The 18,499-nt window shown below is 66.5% G+C and carries 9 protein-coding genes and 2 pseudogenes; 6 read left to right on the forward strand and 5 right to left on the reverse strand.

Features of this window, described 5'->3' with window-relative positions; all coding sequences use genetic code 11:
• Window positions 1-66 precede the first annotated feature (66 nt).
• The 3 genes and pseudogenes from H0P51_RS03295 to iniR form a co-directional block, all read right to left on the reverse strand.
• Entirely contained in the window at window positions 67-1,332 is a 1,266-nt protein-coding gene (locus H0P51_RS03295; RefSeq protein WP_425488955.1) for a pyridoxal phosphate-dependent aminotransferase, read from the reverse strand.
• Window positions 1,333-1,896: 564 nt separating this feature from the next.
• A pseudogene (locus H0P51_RS03300) lies at window positions 1,897-4,491 on the reverse strand ((Fe-S)-binding protein); the annotation flags it as partial.
• A gap of 226 nt (window positions 4,492-4,717) precedes the next feature.
• Window positions 4,718-7,153 carry an isoniazid response ATPase/transcriptional regulator IniR gene (gene iniR, locus H0P51_RS03305; RefSeq protein WP_180916628.1) on the reverse strand — a complete coding sequence of 812 codons (2,436 nt, stop codon included), beginning with the start codon at window positions 7,151-7,153 and terminating at the stop codon, window positions 4,718-4,720.
• A 225-nt stretch (window positions 7,154-7,378) separates the two neighbouring features.
• Between iniR and H0P51_RS03310 the strand changes: the two genes are divergently transcribed.
• The 3 genes and pseudogenes from H0P51_RS03310 (at window position 7,379) to H0P51_RS03315 (ending at window position 9,236) form a co-directional block, all read left to right on the forward strand.
• Entirely contained in the window at window positions 7,379-7,939 is a 561-nt protein-coding gene (locus H0P51_RS03310) for an Rv0340 family IniB-related protein (RefSeq protein WP_180916629.1), read from the forward strand.
• 279 nt (window positions 7,940-8,218) lie between these two features.
• Window positions 8,219-8,311, forward strand: a pseudogene (locus H0P51_RS29170) (IniB N-terminal domain-containing protein); the annotation flags it as partial.
• Between the two features lie 691 nt (window positions 8,312-9,002).
• On the forward strand, window positions 9,003-9,236 hold the full coding sequence (locus tag H0P51_RS03315; protein ID WP_180916630.1) for a hypothetical protein: 234 nt from the start codon (window positions 9,003-9,005) through the stop codon (window positions 9,234-9,236).
• Here the strand turns inward: H0P51_RS03315 and H0P51_RS03320 are convergent.
• Window positions 9,233-12,412 carry a hypothetical protein gene (locus tag H0P51_RS03320; protein ID WP_180916631.1) on the reverse strand — a complete coding sequence of 1,060 codons (3,180 nt, stop codon included), beginning with the start codon at window positions 12,410-12,412 and terminating at the stop codon, window positions 9,233-9,235. The genes H0P51_RS03315 and H0P51_RS03320 overlap by 4 nt on opposite strands.
• Between H0P51_RS03320 and H0P51_RS03325 the strand changes: the two genes are divergently transcribed.
• From H0P51_RS03325 to iniC, 3 genes are all read left to right on the forward strand, one after another.
• Window positions 12,395-13,096, forward strand: a complete 702-nt coding sequence (locus tag H0P51_RS03325; protein WP_180916632.1) for a hypothetical protein — start codon at window positions 12,395-12,397, stop codon at window positions 13,094-13,096. The two genes, H0P51_RS03320 and H0P51_RS03325, sit on opposite strands and share 18 nt — an antisense overlap.
• 111 nt (window positions 13,097-13,207) lie before the next feature.
• Window positions 13,208-15,049, forward strand: a complete 1,842-nt coding sequence (locus H0P51_RS03330; RefSeq protein WP_180916633.1) for a dynamin-like GTPase family protein — start codon at window positions 13,208-13,210, stop codon at window positions 15,047-15,049.
• Window positions 15,046-16,539, forward strand: a complete 1,494-nt coding sequence (gene iniC / locus H0P51_RS03335) for an isoniazid-induced dynamin-like GTPase IniC (protein ID WP_180916634.1) — start codon at window positions 15,046-15,048, stop codon at window positions 16,537-16,539. Before H0P51_RS03330 ends, iniC begins: the two co-directional genes overlap by 4 nt.
• 89 nt (window positions 16,540-16,628) lie before the next feature.
• Here the strand turns inward: iniC and H0P51_RS03340 are convergent, their stop codons facing one another.
• Window positions 16,629-18,434: an Hsp70 family protein gene (locus H0P51_RS03340; protein ID WP_180916635.1), complete on the reverse strand. Its 1,806-nt coding sequence runs from the start codon at window positions 18,432-18,434 to the stop codon at window positions 16,629-16,631.
• Between the last annotated feature and the right edge of the window lie 65 nt (window positions 18,435-18,499).

Consider the following 18,499-nt stretch of genomic DNA (forward strand, 5'->3'; position numbering starts at 1 on the left):
AATAGCCTTGCGCAACACGCCGATTCGACATCGTGCGGGTGCACGGTCGCGGTCAGGCGCCAATGCCTACTGGCGGTAGCCGGTCAGGAAATTGCCCAGCCGGTCGATCGCCGCGGCCAGGTCACGCGCCCACGGCAACGTCACGATGCGCAGGTGATCCGGTGCGGGCCAATTGAATCCGGTGCCCTGGGTGACCAGGATCTTCTCCTGTAGCAGCAGGTCCAGGACGAGTTGCTCGTCGTCTTCGATGTCGTAGACCTCGGGGTCTAGACGGGGGAACGCATACAGGGCGCCTTCCGGTTTGGTGCAAGACACCCCGGGGATCTCGTTGAGCTTGCTCCAGGCCACATCGCGCTGCTCGAGCAGTCGGCCGCCGGGCAGCACCAGGTCCTCGATGCTCTGGTGGCCGCCCAGCGCAACCTGAATTGCGTGCTGCGCCGGGACATTCGGGCACAACCGCATGTTAGCCAGCAGGCTGATTCCTTCGATGAAGCTGCTGGCGTGGTCCTTGGGTCCGGTGATTGCCAGCCAACCGGCACGGTAGCCGGCGACACGGTAGGCCTTGGACAGGCCGTTAAACGTCAGACACAGGAGGTCGGGCGCAAGCGTCGCCACGTTGATGTGTTCGGCGTCGTCGTAGAGGATCTTGTCGTAGATCTCGTCGGCGAGTAGCAGCAGTTGGTGTTTGCGAGCTAAATCGACCATCTGCGTGAGGATTTCGCGACTGTACACCGCGCCGGTGGGGTTGTTGGGATTGATCACCACGAGCGCCTTGGTGCGCTCGGTGATCTTGGATTCGATGTCGGCGATGTCGGGCTGCCAGTCCTGGGTTTCGTCGCACAGGTAGTGCACGGGCGTCCCGCCGGCCAGTGATGTGGACGCCGTCCACAGTGGGTAGTCGGGTGCGGGGATCAACACCTGGTCGCCGTTGTCCAACAGCGCTTGCAGCGTCATCGTGATCAACTCGGAGACACCGTTGCCCAAATACACGTCGTCGACGTCGAACTTGGGGAAGCCGGGTACCAGTTCGTAGCGGGTCACCACTGCGCGCCGCGCGGGCAAAATGCCTTTGGAATCGGAGTAACCCTGCGCATACGGCAACGCCTGGATCATGTCGCGCATGATCACGTCGGGAGCCTCGAAGCCGAACGGCGCCGGGTTGCCGATGTTCAGCTTGAGGATGCGGTGACCCTCGGCCTCCAGTCGCGCGGCGTGCTGGTGCACCGGACCGCGGATTTCATACAGGACGTCCTGCAGCTTGGACGACTGCGCGAACGCACGCTGCCGGTGATGCACATGCCCGGGAAGCTGGTGAGTTGTCACGTCAACCATGCTCCCATTGCTGTCCACTGATATTTGCTGATCGATGTCGATCTGTAATCAGCGTTTACCCGGTGGACGAACGCCGGGGGCCAGACCCAGCCCCTTCACCGGGGCTGACGGTGCGGCGGGCTCGGCAGGCTTGGACTTGGCTGCCGCTTCACCGTTTGCCGGTGTGGACGGCTCCGAGGTCGCTGGCGACTCCGAGTCTTCGGGCTCAGCGTCGGCTTGTGCCTCGGGCTTGGGCTCAGGCTCTGCCGGCTTGGCCGCCGGGGCCTTCTTGGCCCCAGGCCGACGTGCGCCCGCGGCAATACCCAGACCCTTGACCGGCACCTCCGGCTTGGCCGGCGCTGCGGACTCCGCTCCCGTTGCCTTCCCGGCCGGCTCGCTCGGAGCCTCCGTCACAGGGGCGGATTCGGCTTTGGGGGCCGCCGCCTTCTTTGCGCCCGGTCGACGGGCGCCGGCGGCCAACCCCAGGCCCTTGACGGGAGCCTCGGGCTGGGCCGGTTCGGCCGGTGCCTCCGCGGCTTGTGCCGGGGCTGCCTCGGCCTTAGGAGCGGCAGTTTTCTTGGCACCGGGACGCTTGGCGCCGGTCGCCAGACCCAGGCCTTTCACCGGAGCCTCGGGAGTGGCGGCTTCGGCTGTTTCTGCTGCTTGGGCGGCTGGCGCCGCGGCTTTCTTGGCACCGGGCCTCTTGGCGCCGGTCGCCATACCGAGGCCCTTCGTGGGGGCGGCTTCGGTAGTCTCGGCAGCTGCAGGTGCCTTCTTCGCGCCGGGCTTCTTGGCGCCGCCGGCCACGCCTAGACCTTTGACCGGTGCCGCAGCGGCCGGCTTCTCGGCGGTCTTGGCCGGTGCTTCCTCGGTCTTGTCGGCTTCCTCGGCGGGCGCGGCCGGTGCGGCGGCCTTCGGGGCAGCCTTCTCCGCTTTGGCGGCCCGCTCCTCTGCTTCCTTGGCGGCGGTGCCCTTCTCGGGCAGCGTCACGCTGTCACGATCCAGCGACGCAAGCAGCACCTGCGCCACGTCGAGCACCTCCACGCCCTCCCGGCCCGCTTCCTCCTGGCGGTCGTTGACGCCGTCGGTCACCATCACCCGGCAGAACGGGCATGCCACGGCGACGGTGGCGGCATTTGTGGCCAGGGCCTCGTCAACACGCTCGTGGTTGATGCGCTTGCCGATGTGCTCTTCCATCCACATGCGCGCACCGCCGGCCCCGCAGCAAAAGCTGCGCTCGGCGTGCCGCGGCATCTCGGTGAGGTTGGCGCCCGCCGCCCCGATCAGTTCACGCGGCGCCTCATACACCTTGTTGTGTCGACCTAGGTAGCACGGGTCGTGATAAGTGATGTCCTGGGAGACCGGGTTGACCGGGACCAGCCTGTCGTCACGTACCAGCCGGTTGAGTAGCTGGGTGTGGTGCAGCACGGAGTAGTTGGCGCCGAGCTGCCGGTACTCCCTGCCCAGGGTGTTGAAACAGTGCGGGCACGTGACCACAACCTTGCGGTCGACAGTTTCGACCCCCTCGAACACCCCGTCCAGGGTTTCGATGGCCTGCTGGGCCAGCTGCTGGAACAAGAACTCATTACCCGAGCGGCGTGCAGAATCGCCGTTGCAGGTCTCGCCGGTGCCCAGCACCAGGAACTTGACCCCTGCGATCGACAGCAGTTCGGCGACAGCCTTGGTGGTTTTCTTCGCCTTGTCGTCGTAGGCGCCGGCGCACCCCACCCAGAACAAGTACTCGTAGCCGTCGAAGCTCTCGACGTCCTCGCCGTAGACCGGCACATCAAAGTCGACTTCGTCGATCCAGCTGGTGCGATCCGAGGAGTTCTGGCCCCACGGGTTGCCCTTGTTCTCCAGGTTCTTGAACAACACCGACAGCTCGGAGGGGAACTCCGACTCCATCATCACCTGGTAGCGGCGCATGTCGACGATGTGGTCGATGTGTTCGATGTCGACCGGGCACTGCTCGACGCACGCGCCGCAGGTCACACAGGACCACAACACGTCCGGGTCGATGACACCACCCTGTTCGGCGGTGCCGACCAGCGGGCGAACCGCTTGTTCGGGCCCGTGCCCGGGGATGCGGCCGAAGCCCGATTCCGGAACGTGGTGGCCTTCTTCCTTGACGGTCTCGAGGTCCAGACCGTCAAGCGGCTCCGCCGTCTTTTCTCCCAAGAGGTAGGGCGCCTTGGCCATCCAGTGGTCGCGCAGGTCCATGATCACGAGCTTGGGGGAGAGCGGCTTGGCGGTATTCCAGGCCGGGCACTGCGACTGACAGCGCCCGCACTCCGTGCAGGTGGCGAAGTCGAGCATGCCCTTCCAGGTGAAGTCCTCGATCTTGCCGCGACCGAATTCAGCGTCGTCAGGCGGGTTTTCGAAGTCGATCGGCTTGCCGTCCGCTTCGATCGGCAGTAGCGGGCCCAGACCGTCGGGCAATCGCTTGAACGTGACGTTGATGGGCGCGAGGAAGATGTGCAGGTGCTTGGAATGCAGCACGATCAGCAGAAAGACGAGTGCCACCGCGAGGTGGGAGAGCAACGCGAACGTCTCGATCCATTCGTTGGCTTCAGGGCCGAGCGGATCCATCAACTTGCCCATGCCGTGCGAGAAGAACGCGCCCCAGCCGTAGGGGAAGTTGCCGGTGACCACTGATGCACCGCGGAAGATGGCGAACGTGAGGATGACCAGGAAGATCATGAACAGGATCAGCCAGGCGCCCCCGGTGTGTGAGCCGTAGAAGCGGGATTGACGGCCGTATTCCTTTGGCTCGGAACGCAACCGGATGATCGCGAACGTGATGATGCCGGCCAGCACGGCCAGGGCGATGAAGTCCTGCAAGAAGCCCAGGGCGTTCCAGCGGCCGACGATAGGGATGTGGAAATTGGGCTGGAACAGCACACCGAAGGCCTCGACATAAACCGTGGCGAGGATGAAGAAGCCCCACATGGTGAAGAAGTGCGCCAGGCCGGGGATCGACCATTTCAACAGTTTGCGCTGGCCGAATACCTCGGCGATCTGGGTCCAGATCCGGGTGCCGATGTCATTGGTGCGTCCCGAGACCGGTTGGCCGGTCATGACCAGCCGGTACAACCACCAGACACGCCTGAGGGCCAGCACGCCCACCACTGCGGTCATGCCGAGTCCCACGATCAGCCGGATGAGGGTCTGAGTGGTCACCGAGGGTCACCCCAATTCGTCGTCAATCGGATGTTTGGTGCGCTCCCGCTGCGCCTTTGCTGCTTAACCTGCCCATACTGACACCTTTCTGGCATTCGCCGCGAGAAAGGCAAACCTAAGTTTGCGCAGATCACCAGCCCAGCGCCGGTGCGATGTGACCAGACGTACACCACTCGCACCTCGAGAGGACTGTCCGACGGGTCTCAGAAATTTCCCGCAGGCCACGTTATCGCTCCGGCGACAACATCGTCCGCAGCATCGACAGCATCTCCGAGCGTGAACCAGCGCCGAGCCGACGCCGGATCCGGGCCACGTGATGCTCGACCGTCTTCGCGGAGATGAACAGCTGGCTCCCTATGTCCCGGTAGGGCATGCCCAGCAGCAGCAGTTCAGCGACTTCGCGTTCACGATCCGAAAGGGGAGTGCCCGACGTGGGCGCACGGGGAGCCGCCGCACCGGATACGGGTTCGACAGGCACCTCGGTTGTTGCTGCGGCTTCACCAAAACCTGTGCTCAACTTCAGGTCTCGGGCAAGTTGCAGCATCGCGCCGGAAATCCGTGCATCGGGTGTTTGCAGCGCGGCCTGACCAGCCAGGCGGGTGGCGTCCGAAGTCAGGCCGACGTGCGCCAGAGAACGCGCGGCGGCGGCTACCTCGTCGGCGTCTACTTGATCTGCCAGCACCCGCAGCCAGGTACGGCCCGCACTGGAAAGGACCTGCGCGAAAACGCTGTCAGCGGCGGCTGTGCTCAGTGCCTGACCATGCGGCGCAACGGATTCTGGAGAACTGACCAGAATCCCGGCGTGGACGCCGGCCCAGTGCAGCGAATTGGACCACAGCGCAGGATTTCCCAACGAATCCAGAAGTGCGAACGCCTGCTTCAGATGATGCCGCAACTGGCCCACCTGGCGCACCCGCGCTGCCGCGACCCACAACTCACCAAGCGGCAGCAGGGCGAATAAGTCCACCGAATATTCTGCAAGTACCTCCATAGCCGCGTACCAATGCTTTTGGAGCGCACCGGTGTCGCCGCTCCGCCGTGCAATCGCGGTCTGCAGTGCGGTGGACCACAACGCGTCCCGGCGATGGAGATCCGCATCGACACTCGCCGCGGCGACGTCTGCCCCGGCCGCCGCCAGCTGGCCTTCCTGCATCTTGATCCACCCGGCTAAAAGCAGGTGTCGACGGTCGAAAAGTGCGTCACCGCCGGCGCGCACCGCACGGCCGATGACACTGTGCGCGCGTACCGGATCGCCGCCGTGGATCGCGGCCAGGGTGATTAACGCGGTCGCGCTGTCCGGGAAAGCTTCGCCGATCGTCTGTTCGGCCCCCGCCTGGCTAAGCTTCGCCATTGCGGCCGGATACGGCTGATCCATGGTTTGAAGCAGGCCTTCGGCGAGCCCACGTGATGCGCGTGCCGCCATTGTCGGCGGTCCGGAGTCTTTGAGGCGCAAAGCATCTCGTGCTGCCGTCAGATCACCCGTTGCAGCGAGAACGATTGCGGCAGCCGAACTGACCACGGCGTTCGGATGAGGTCCGAGCCAGCCGAACAACTCGGCCGCCTGGGCAGCGTTGCCGTTGTGCGTCGCGATGCTGGCCGCGATACGAACCGCGGCGGCGCGCTCCGTGGAATCGGGCGAACTCAAGAGGTCATCCGCCAGTGCCGCCGCGGCGGCGCAGTCGCCGGTGAGAGTCAGCGCGTCGGCCAGCTGAGATGTAAGCCCTATCGCACCAGTCTGGACGGCGGCTCGGTACAGTCGCGCTGACCGAGCGGGATCGTTCCGGGTCTGGGTGGCTTGGCGCGCGAGGATGCCAGCCAGCCGATCATCGCACAACCCGTGCTCGGCCAAGCGTAGGGCGAGATCCGTTGACACAGTGGAAATATCGAGCTGGGAACGTAAGAGCGAGGTTTCCACCTCGCGGTGGCGCGCGTTGCCCACAACTTGGGAAACTGCTTCGTGGACCAGTTGCAGAAACGCCCGTGGATGCGACGGCTCGACGAGCCCGCCGGCTCGCGCACGGTCGACCAAAAATCGGGCATCGGAAACCGAAATTCCTAGTGCACCAGCAACATCCGCAGCGCCCAACTCATGGGTCAGTGACATGATCAGCAGGGTTTCCAGATTAGGTTCGTCGATTCGGCGCATCCGATCGACCAGCGCTAGTCGGGCGGCGTCGACCGGCGGCTGGTCCGCTGTGGACACCGCTTGAATCAAGAACGGTAGGCCGGCGGTGCAATCTCGCAACCGCTCGTCGGTCGGTAGCGGCGACAGCGAGATCCGCGGTCGACAGCGCTCGATCGCCGTCGCGAGGGACCGCAATGCCGGTCGCTGTTCGTGGGCCTCGGCGGCCACCACGACGGTGCCGCGTCCATCGGCGACCCGTTCGGTGAGCCGGACCAGCTCGGCGTCGGCGAGCAGATGGGCGTCGTCGGCGATGAACGCGGCCTCACGTGGGTCGTCGTCTCGCGGCGGACGGGTGCAGGTTGTCAGCCCGGCGCGGCGCAATGCGTCGCGAGCGGCGGCAAGCAGGGTGGTCTTCCCGGTTCCGATGCCGCCGACGATCAAGGCCTGCACCGGCACCGTCGCCGCACCCGCAAGATCGTCGATGACGTAGCGCGCGGCCTTTGGGATCGCCGTGGGCTCGCTGGCGGCGTCGCTCACCGGCACGCCCCTTGCGCTGAGCCCGTGGTTTGCGGTGGTTCTTTCCCACGATGCGGTTGTCTCATGTGCTCCTGCTCGCCCCGTAGCCCCCGATTTCCCCTAACGCGTTACCCCCTAATGATGCCTTGGGGCTGACGGGTTTCATACCGAACACGGCGGACGAGCGAACCGATAGCATCTTGCTAGCGCGTGACGAATACGGCTGGCAGGTCAGGGAGGTGCATGATGGCAAACTCGTTGCTCGACTTTGTCATCTCCCTCGTTCGCGACCCCGATGCCGCGGCGCGCTACGCCGCGAATCCCGCGCAGGCCATCGCAGACGCCCATCTCACGAGCGTTACCAGCACGGACGTCAACAACTTGATCCCCGTGGTGTCGGATTCACTGTCGATGGCCGGACCCGTCAGCGGCGGTACCGGAAGCCCGGCCGCTGATCATGGCAACGTCTGGGCGAGCGGCGCGGCCACCGCGGCGCTCGATGCGTTCACGCCGCACAACCATGCCGTAGCCGGTTACGAGCACGCTCCGATCAGTGGTGCCGGCGGGGTGATAAACCATCCCGTTCCCGACCTTCCCCACGAAACGCCGCTGCTATCTCAACCGACCGCGATCACCCATCACGAGGCATCGCCCCTGATCGCAGGCAGTGAGGGCGCTCAAGTCGGCTTTGATCACACTGCCTTGCCGCTCAGCGATCCCGGCCTATGGGATCACGCGATCATTCATCCGGATACGCATCAGCACGACCCGCAGCCCGAGCACCACGGCTTCGGCATTCACGGCTGAGCTTCGTTCGTTACGCATCTGCCCAGCCGTCTGTGACGGCGGGCCATTAGTGTTGACGTGCAGAAATGCTGTGATGAGGGTGGGCTTTGACGCGGGCATGGGGGTGCCCGAATTTCCCCTAATCCCCTAATGGGGTGGCCCCGACTATCCCGGTGGGTATCCCCGAGGCTGGGGGATCAGACCCCGATTTGGGGATGCGGCGAAATCCATAGCGTCTATGTCAGAGCGCCGGTCACTTCGGCGAAGAACTTCACAATTGCGATTGAAGGGATAGAAGAAATGACCTCGCTTATCGACTACATCCTCAGCCTCTTCAACGACGAGGGTGCCGCGCAGTCCTTCCTCGCTGCGCCCGGGCAGGCCATGACCAACGCCGGGCTTGTCGACGTGTCCCCGGCGCAGGTTGCCTCAGTGGCCGCCAACGCGGTGCCCGGATTGGCCCTCCCCTCTGACGACCCGATAGCCGGGTTGCAGGACGCGGTCGCCGCTCAGCACGGCTTCGCGCCGGCGTTCGACCAAGGATTCGTGGGCCAGGACGCGGTTCCCGTCCTCAGTGACGCGGGTTCCGCCCTCAGTGATGCCGGTTTTGCGGCGAGTGATGCTGTTGGCGCGGTGGCGAACGATGCGGCGATGGCGGTCAACGATGTTGGCCAGATGGGCGCCGACGCGGGTGTCGGGTTGGCGAGTGCAGTCGCCAACGACATCGGCTTCGGGGTGGCTAACGCGGTTGCCAGCAATGTCGGCTTCGGGTTAGCGAACGGGTTCAACGCCGGCATCGCGGGGCCGGGGTTTGTGGAGCCCGGGTTTGCGGACCCGGGCTTCTCGGGGGCCGGGTTTGGAGGGCCAGGGGTAGTGATGCCAGGAGTTGCCCCCGGATTTGGTCTTGGTCCGTCCTTGTTTGAACCGACCGGCGGTTTCGGTACTGGAGTAGGCGTGGGCGCGCAGGCTGGCCTGGCCTTCGGGTTCGGTGCGCAAGCCGGGTTGGGCATCGGCGCTGGTTTGCAGACGGGTCTCGGCGCACAGACGGGGCTCGGCTTTGGGCTCGGCGGACAGGCCGGGATCGGTGGCGGCTTCGGCTTCCTGGGCGGGGCCGGCCTTGGCGGCGGTGCGGGTCTGGGGCTCGGTGGCGGCACGGGTCTTGGTGGTGGTGCTGGTCTCGGTCTTGGTGGTGGGTTTGGCGGTCAGGCTGGCTTCGGATTCGGTGGTCAGGCGGGTCTCGGTCTCGGTGGTGGCGCGGGACTTGGTGGTGGTGCTGGTCTCGGTCTTGGTGGTGGGTTTGGCGGTCAGGCCGGTCTAGGCCTGGGCGGTCAGGCGGGTCTGGGCGTGGGCGGTGGAATCGGGGGCGAGGCCGGTCTGGGCGGTCACGTCGGCGCCGGAGTAGGCGCAGGCGCCGGTCTCGGCGGCACAGTCGGCGGTGGCTTGGGCCTCGGTGGACAGATCGGTGCCGGTGGTGGGTTTGGTGGCGGTCTTGGTGCTGGTGGTGGCCTCGGTGGTGGTCTTGGTGCTGGTGGCCAGGTGGGTGCCGGTGTCGGTGGTGAGTTTGGTGGTGGTCTTGGTGCTGGTGGACAGCTCGGTGGCGGTGTAGGTGGCGGTCTTGGTGTTGGTGGCCAGGCCGGTGCCGGTGTCGGTGGTGAGTTTGGTGGTGGTCTTGGTGCTGGTGGCCAGCTCGGTGGCGGTGTAGGCGGTGCTGTTGGTGCTGGTGGACAGCTCGGCGGCGGTGTAGGTGGCGGTCTTGGTGTTGGTGGCCAGGCCGGTGCCGGTGTCGGTGGTGAGTTTGGTGGTGGTCTTGGTGCTGGTGGACAGCTCGGCGGCGGTGTAGGTGGCGGTCTTGGTGTTGGTGGCCAGGCCGGTGCCGGTGTCGGTGGTGAGTTTGGTGGTGGTCTTGGTGCTGGTGGCCAGCTCGGTGGCGGTGTAGGCGGCGCTGTTGGTGCTGGTGGTCAGGTTGGTGGCGGTGCCGGTGTCGGTGTCGGTGGTGGTGGTCAGGTTGGCGGCGGTGTCGGTGGTGGTCTTGGTGCTGGTGGACAGCTCGGCGGCGGTGTAGGTGGCGGTCTTGGTGTTGGTGGCCAGGCCGGTGCCGGTGTCGGTGGTGAGTTTGGTGGTGGTCTTGGTGCTGGTGGCCAGCTCGGTGGCGGTGTAGGTGGCGGTCTTGGTGTTGGTGGCCAGGCCGGTGCCGGTGTCGGTGGTGAGTTTGGTGGTGGTCTTGGTGCTGGTGGCCAGCTCGGTGGCGGTGTAGGTGGCGGTCTTGGTGTTGGTGGCCAGGCCGGTGCCGGTGTCGGTGGTGAGTTTGGTGGTGGTCTTGGTGCTGGTGGACAGCTCGGTGGCGGTGTAGGCGGCGCTGTTGGTGCTGGTGGTCAGGTTGGTGGTGGCATCGGTGGTGGTCTTGGTGCTGGTGGACAGCTCGGTGGCGGTGTAGGCGGCGCTGTTGGTGCTGGTGGTCAGGTTGGTGGTGAGTTTGGTGGCGGTCTTGGTGCTGGTGGTGGCCTCGGTGGTGGTCTTGGTGCTGGTGGCCAGGTGGGTGCCGGTGTCGGTGGTGAGTTTGGTGGTGGTCTTGGTGCTGGTGGACAGCTCGGTGGCGGTGTAGGTGGCGGTCTTGGTGTTGGTGGCCAGGCCGGTGCCGGTGTCGGTGGTGAGTTTGGTGGTGGTCTTGGTGCTGGTGGCCAGCTCGGTGGCGGTGTAGGCGGCGCTGTTGGTGCTGGTGGTCAGGTTGGCGGCGGTGCCGGTGTCGGTGTCGGTGGTGGTGGTCAGGTTGGCGGCGGTGCCGGTGTCGGTGTCGGTGGTGGTGGTCAGGTTGGCGGCGGTGTAGGTGGCGGTCTTGGTGTTGGTGGCCAGGCCGGTGCCGGTGTCGGTGTCGGTGGTGAGTTTGGTGGTGGTCTTGGTGCTGGTGGCCAGCTCGGTGGCGGTGTAGGCGGCGCTGTTGGTGCTGGTGGTCAGGTTGGCGGCGGTGCCGGTGTCGGTGTCGGTGGTGGTGGTCAGGTTGGCGGCGGTGTCGGTGGTGGTCTTGGTGCTGGTGGACAGCTCGGCGGCGGTGTAGGTGGCGGTCTTGGTGTTGGTGGCCAGGCCGGTGCCGGTGTCGGTGGTGAGTTTGGTGGTGGTCTTGGTGCTGGTGGCCAGCTCGGTGGCGGTGTAGGCGGCGCTGTTGGTGCTGGTGGTCAGGTTGGTGGTGGCATCGGTGGTGGTCTTGGTGCTGGTGGCCAGGTTGGCGGCGGTGCCGGTGTCGGTGTCGGTGGTGGTGGCCAGGTTGGCGGTGGTGTAGGCGGCGCTGTTGGTGCTGGTGGTCAGGTTGGTGGTGGCATCGGTGGTGGTCTTGGTGCTGGTGGCCAGGTTGGCGGCGGTGCCGGTGTCGGTGTCGGTGGTGGTGGCCAGGTTGGCGGTGGTGTAGGCGGCGCTGTTGGTGCTGGTGGTCAGGTTGGTGGTGGCATCGGTGGTGGTCTTGGTGCTGGTGGCCAGGTTGGCGGCGGTGCCGGTGTCGGTGTCGGTGGTGGTGGCCAGGTTGGTGGTGGCGTCGGTGGCGGTCTTGGTGGTGGTGGCCAGGTTGGTGGTGGCGTCGGTGGCGGTCTTGGTGGTGGTGGCCAGGTTGGTGGTGGCGTCGGTGCTGGCCTGGGCGGTGGTGTCGGTGGTGGTCTTGGTGTTGGTGGCCAGGCTGGTGGTGGCGTCGGTGGTGGCGGTCAGGCTGGTGGCGTTATCGGCGCTGGTGCGCAGGCTGGTGGGGCCCTGGGCGGCGGTCTTGGTGCTGGCGGCCAGGTTGGTGGTGGCGTCGGTGGCGGTCTTGGTGGTGGCGGCCAGGTTGGTGGTGGCGTCGGTGCCGGCCTGGGCGGTGGTGTCGGTGGTGGTCTTGGTGTTGGTGGCCAGGCTGGTGGTGGCATCGGTGGTGGCGGTCAGGCTGGTGGCGTTATCGGCGCTGGTGCGCAGGCTGGTGGGGCCCTGGGCGGCGGTCTTGGTGCTGGCGGCCAGCTCGGCGGCGGCGTCGGTGGTGGCCTTGGTGCCGGGGCCCAGGCTGGCGGTGCGATAGGTGGCGGACTCGGAGGCCAGGCTGCCGTTGGCGCCGGCGGTCTTGCTGGTCAGGCGGGACTTGCCAGCCAGGCTGGTTTGGCGGGTCAGGCGGGTCTTGCCAGCCAGGCAGGCTTTGCCAGCCAGGCTGGTTTGGCGGGTCAGGCCGGACTCGCCGGCCAGGCGGGTCTTGCCAGCCAGGCAGGCTTTGCCAGCCAGGCTGGTTTGGCGGGTCAGGCGGGTCTCGCCGGCCAGGCGGGTCTCGCCAGCCAGGCAGGCCTTGCCAGCCAGGCAGCAGTCGGCGGGCAAGCTGCCGCGGCTAGCCAGGCAGGACTCATCGCCAGTGAAGGCGCGGCGCTCAACGGGGCCGGCACTGCTCATGTGGGTGGCCCGCTGGGCGGGGTCGGTGTAGGCGGACAGGCCGGCGCTGCCGGGGGTGCAGGCCTCGGCATCGGTGGCGGTGGAAACATGCCATTCGCTGGCCACCCGAGTCCGCAGCCGGCCACTGTTTCAGGCGCTGTTGGCGCCGGCGCAGGTGCTCAGGCTGGACCGGGCGGCGTCGCTGCTGGCGGCGCCGGCGGGGGAACAATCAACGCCGGAACTGGCGGCCCCGGCGGTGTGCCGGCCGGCCCGGGCATCCACGCTGGCGCCGGAGCCGGAGCTGGCGGACATGGCGACATCCTCGGACAAGAAGGCACGGTGCTCGCCGGCGGAGGCGCGGGTGCGGGAACCGGCATCGGAACCGGCCCAGGTGGTGTCACACCGGGAAGCCACGCACCAGCCGTCCAGACGCCCGGCGGCGGAGCCGGGGCAGGGGCGGGAACGCCTCCGACAGCTGGAGGCCATGGCCCTGTGATTCAGACCCCCGGCGGCACGGCGGGTCAGCCCGACGTGAGCCACGGCGGTGGAACTCCACCGGTGATCAACGCGCCGACGCCGGTTCAGCACACACCGGCACCGCACGTGGACACCCCGACGCCCAGCCACTCGCCGGCGCCGATCGAGCAGCACGCTCCGGTGTACACGCCGCAGCAGCACGAACCGGTCCAGCAGCCGACTCACCAACCGCCGCAAAGCCCGTCGGTGTTCGGTCACGAGCCGCCTGCGACTCACGCGCCCGCGCACGTCGACCCGCCGGCGTCACACGGCCCGGCCGTCGGACACCACTGACGCTGATCAACATCAGCAGATTGGGGGACCGGCGGGGACCTTTATGGTCCCCGCCGGTTTGTCCGCATAACGTGATCTCAAACCACACGATCCAGAGAGGAGGGCGTCCTGGTGACCCAAGCCGATGACCCGCGCCGGGTTGGCGTGATCGTCGAACTGATCGATCACACGATCGCCCTCGCCGAACTCCACGAACGCGGTGATCTGGTGCAGCGGCTGCGCCGCGCCCGCGAGCGGATAGTCGATTTACAGATTCGCGTGGTGATCGCCGGCCAGCTCAAGCAGGGCAAGAGTCAGCTGCTCAATTCGCTGCTGAACCTGCCGGTGGCACGGGTGGGCGACGACGAAGCCACCGTGGTGATCACCATCGTGAGTTACAGCGTCCAACCGTGGGCGCGGATCGTGGTCAAGGCGGGACCCGATGGCGAAACCGCCACCGTCGATATTCCTGTCGACGACGTCAGTACCGACTTGCGTCGGTCAACGCAAGCTGCGGGTCGCGAAGTGTTGCGGCTGGAGATCGGCGCGCCCAGTCCACTGTTGCAGGGCGGGTTGGTCTTCGTCGACAGTCCCGGCGTGGGAGGCCATGGGCAACCCCACCTGTCGGCGACCCTCGGTCTGCTTCCCGACGCCGACGCGATGCTGATGGTCAGCGACTCCAGCCAGGAGTTCACCGAACCGGAGATGTGGTTCTTGCGCAAGGCGTACCAGATCTGCTCGGTCGGGGTGGTGGTGGCCACCAAGACCGACCTCTATCCACACTGGCGGGAGGTCGTCAACGCCAACGCTATTCATCTGCAGCGCGCCGGCGTGCCGATGCCGATCATCCCCGTTTCGTCGCTGCTACGCAGCCACGCTGTCAGCCTTAACGACAAAGAACTCAACGACGAATCCAACTTCCCGGTGATCGTCAAGTTCCTCAGCGAACGGGTCCTGAACCGCGAAAACGACCGGGTGCGTGACGACGTACTAAGTGAAATACGTTCGGCGACAGAGCAATTGACGATGACCGTAGGTTCAGAATTGTCGTCGGTCAACGATCCGGGATTACGTGAACGGCTCGCCGACGACCTGGCCCGTCGCAAGAGAGAAGCTCAGGACGCCATCGAGCAAACCGCGTTGTGGCAGCAGGTACTTAACGACGGATTTACCGACATGAGCAACGACGTGGACCATGACCTGCGAGCCCGGTTTCGTGCCGTCACCGACAACATCGAGATGCAGATCGATGCCTGCGATCCGACCCTGCACTGGGCCGAGATCGGCAGCGAGGCAGAAGATGCGATCGCCACCGCGGTTGGAGACAACTTCGTGTGGGCCTACCAGCGCGCCGAAGTGCTGGCTCTGGAAGTCGCGCGTTCCTTCGCGGACGCCGGACTGGATTCGGTCATGTCACCTGAGCTCACCTCGCGTTTGATGGGTGGCAACTTTGGCGAGCTCAAGGCACTGGCCGAGCTCGAGTCCAAGCCGCAAGGCAAGGGTCAAAAGGCGCTATCCGGGTTGCGGGGCTCCTACGGGGGCGTGGTGATGATCGGCATGCTGTCCTCGGTGGCCGGTCTGGGCCTGTTCAACCCGTTGTCGGTGGGCGCCGGGCTGCTGCTGGGCCGGATGGCATACAAGGAGGAGAAGCAGAACCGGCTGCTGCGGGCGCGAGCCGAGGCCAAAGCGAATGTGCGCCGCTTCGTCGACGAAGTGTCGTTCGTGGTCGGTAAGGAGTCACGCGACCGACTCAAGACCATCCACCGCACATTGCGCGACCATTATCGCGACATCGCCATCGAACTCAACCGCTCGCTCAACGAATCCCTGCAGGCCATCGTCACCGCCGCCCACATGGAAGACGTCGAGCGCGACACCCGGGCGCGTGAACTCGAGCGCCAGTTGAACATCCTCAACCAGATCGCCGACAACCTGGACAAGTTGGGAGCGCCGGCGACGGTGGGTCAAGCGTGAGCACCGGCGATCGGGTTCGCGCAATACTGGGCGGAACCATCCAGGCCTATCGCGGGGAGCCTGCCTACCGGCAGCGTGCCGATGTCTTCTACGAACTGGAACGCATCGGCGCGCGGCTCAACGAGCCCATCCGCATCGCCCTCGCCGGCACCCTCAAGGCAGGCAAATCCACGTTGGTCAATGCCCTGGTAGGTGACGATATCGCGCCGACGGACGCGACCGAGGCCACCAGAATCGTCACCTGGTTTCGGCACGGACCGACCCCGAAGGTCACCGCCATCCATCGCAGCGGACGCCGCAGCAACGTCCCGATCACTCACCGCGACGGGTTGAGCTTCGACTTGCGCAACTGCGACCCCGCCGACGTGATGAACCTGGACGTCGAATGGCCGGCGGAGGAACTGACGCAGTCCACCATCATCGACACCCCTGGCACGTCGTCGCTGACGCGGGAGGCCTCCGAGCGCACCCTGCAGTTGCTGGTTCCCCCCGACGGGGTTCCGAGGGTGGATGCGGTTGTCTTCTTGCTGCGTACCCTCAATGCAGCCGACATTGCGCTCCTCAAACAGATCGGCGGGCTGGTCGGGGGATCCGCCGGCGCGCTGGGCATCATTGGCGTGGCCTCGCGGGCCGACGAGATCGGTGCGGGCCGCATCGACGCGATGCTCTCGGCCAATGATGTCGCCAAACGGTTCACCAGCGAGCTGACTCAAACGGGCATCTGCCAGGCGGTGGTCCCGGTTTCGGGGCTGCTCGCCATGACCGCGCGCACCTTGCGCCAGGGAGAATTCGTCGCGCTGCAGAAGCTGGCCGGATCCGATGCCACCGAGCTCAACAAGGCCTTGCTGAGCGCGGATCGATTCGTGCGGCCGGACAGTCCGCTGCCTATCGACGCAGCGATCCGCGCGCAACTGCTGGAACGATTCGGGATGTTCGGTATCCGGATCTCGATCGCCATGCTGGCCGCCGGAGTGACCAATGCTGCCGGCCTGGCCACCGAATTGTTGGAACGCAGCGGGCTCGTGGCGCTGCGCAATGTCATCGACCAGCAGTTCGCGCAGCGTTCGGACATGCTCAAGGCGCACACGGCGCTGGTGTCGTTGCGTAGGTTCGTCGAGGCGCACCCGGTGCTGGCGACCCCGTACGTCATCGCCGACATCGACCCGCTGCTGGCCGACACCCATGCCTTCGAGGAACTTCGACTGCTGAGTCTATTGCCAACGCGCACAATGACTTTGCGGGACGACGACATCGTCGCGCTGCGACGAATCATCGGCGGCTCGGGCACCGACCCGGCCAGCCGGCTGGGCTTGGACCCCCAGGAGTGTGCGGCCGACCCACAGAAGGCGCCGCAGGCGGCGTTCGCCGCGGCGCAACGCTGGCGCCGACGCGCCGACCATCCGCTCAACGACCCCTTCACCACCAGGGCGTGCCGTGCCGCGGTGCGCAGTGCCGAGGCGATGATCGCCGAGTTCTCCGTCCGGCACTGACGGGAAGGTCCGGCATCAAACCACGCTCTGCTGAGACCCGCCGCCGGGAGACCCTTTCCGGCGGTCGTCCAACAGGAGACGCCAGGCGGTTAGCCGCCCGGAGCGTTCGGGTTTATCGGGAACAGGGGTGGCCGGGTCGGTCTGGTGGGTACCGGCCGCGTGGTTGTCGGGGGCGCCGTAGTCGTCGGCGGATTAGTGGTTGTCGGCTGGGTGGTGGTCGGCTGCGTGGTGGTGGTCGTCGGCTGAGTTGTCGTGGTGCTGGTCGGACTCGTTGTCGTTGAGATCGATGACGTCGTCGACGTGGTGGTGGGTTCGGCGGTCGTCGTGGTCACCGGGACCTCCGTCGTGACGGTGACCGGCGGCGGATAGATCACCGTCGTGGTGTGGCTATTGTCGGGCCCGACCACGTCGCTGGTGATGGGCGGTGGCTGTGACGTGGTGACGACCGGCTTGGTTGTGGTGTTGTGGCCCATGGTCAACGCCAGCACCACGGCGACCAGGATCGCCGCCGCCGCACCGGCCAGGCTCAACAGAATGGCCGGCCGTCGGTACCAGATGGGGACGTCGGTCACCTCGGGAGGGGGCTCCGGCCGGGCGGCCGGGTAATCCGGCGTGGGTGTGGGCTCCCCTGGGCTGGTGTAGTCGGCGGGCCCGGTGTAGGGGACCGGTTCGCCACCCGTGCCAGTGTCCTCGGACCAGGCCAGGGCGCGATCGGTACTTTGCCGGGCGCCATCGGGGAAGGTTTCGGTGGGCACCGCGCTGGTGGGTTCGCCGGTCGGCGCCGCGGGTGCCGCGACGGTCGCCGGACCTACGGCGCCGACGATGCCCGTCGGCACTTCGACGGCAGGGCCCATACCGGTCGCCGCTCCCGCCGACGTCTGGTCCTGCCCCAGCGCCGCGGCGCCGACCGCCGCGCTGAACAGCGGTTCAGGGGTGGTGAATACCGGCACCTGCAGGGCATCGGAGAGCCGGGTAGTGATCAGCGGGATGCTGGCGCCTCCGCCGGCAGCCCCCACGGCCGCCAAGCGCGCAATCTTGTTGCGCTGCAGTACATCTCCGATTGCCGCGATGAAACGGTCCAGCGGTGTAGAGATGAGCTGCTCGAATTCGCTGCGGGTCAGCTGCCGGTCGCCGCCGGGGGTACCGGTGGAGACGGTGGCTACCGTCGTCGCCGAGAGTTGTTCCTTGGCGGCGCGACAGCCACCGAGCATGCGTGTCACCGACCCCATTGAGGTCGCGGTGTTGGAGACGCTGGTGTCATCGACGCCAGGGGAGACGGTCAGTAGGTGATTGAGGATGAGTTGGTCGATGTCGTCGCCGGAGAATTCGCTGTAACGGACCGTTCCGCCGAGCTGTCGGAAATTGGATCCGGCGTCGGCCAGCGTGATGCTGGTGCCGCCAGCGCCGAAGTCGCACAACGCGACCACACCGCTGGCGGGAAACCCCGGTCTGGCCTTCAGCGTCGCCAGCGCGGCGGCGGCGTCGGAGATCAGGGTCGGAGTTCCGCCCTTGACGGCCAGATCGGGTTGGGCGAACAGCTCTTGGCGCAGCGCGGCGACCTGGTTCTCCGACCAATAGGCGGGGAACGCGATGGTGAGCGGAGTTCCATAGCCGACGATGCGTGCCATCGCCTCGAGCGCCTCGATCGTCAGTGCCTGACCCAGGTATTTGGTGCCGTCGGCGGCGACCAGCGGTGACGGGTCGCCGACCCGCTCGACAAAACCCCGCAACACCAGGCCGGACTCGTTGAGGTTCGGGTTCTCCTCGGGTAGCCCGACTTCGGACTGCCGGTGGTCGAAAAGCGTCAGGACCGGCGTGCGGGCCACCGGGACACTACCGCCGCGGGCCGCGACCAGGTTGGCAACCCCGATCGACAAACCGAGCGACTCGCTCATATCCACACCCCTGTGTCTCTACTTTTTCTGGCGGTCGGCGGCCGTCCCCCACCATAGCCGTCACC

The sequence above is a fragment of the Mycobacterium vicinigordonae genome (assembly GCF_013466425.1).
Taxonomy (GTDB): domain Bacteria; phylum Actinomycetota; class Actinomycetes; order Mycobacteriales; family Mycobacteriaceae; genus Mycobacterium; species Mycobacterium vicinigordonae.